The following is a 239-nucleotide window of genomic DNA, read 5'->3' as shown; positions in this document are numbered from 1 at the left end:
AATAAGGGGAAAGTTGTAATGAACAGATGATCTTTTATTTGGAAAAATAAATACGGGTTTATTCTCTGGTTTATTGAATGCTTTTTGGTAAAGTGTTGTTATTGAGTCTCCCATCTTTTAAGCTTATGAAGGAACAAGCGGGAGCCGTCACATACTTTGCCAACTCTCGTGGATGTGTTGCTAGAGCGATGCATAAGAGGTATTTTTGCGACTTTTCTTATACAATTTTTATCCACACG

It is taken from the genome of Bartonella sp. AP58NXGY, from assembly GCF_042195785.1.
In the GTDB taxonomy this organism is placed as follows: domain Bacteria; phylum Pseudomonadota; class Alphaproteobacteria; order Rhizobiales; family Rhizobiaceae; genus Bartonella.
Note: the sequence above shows the minus strand (reverse complement) of the source record.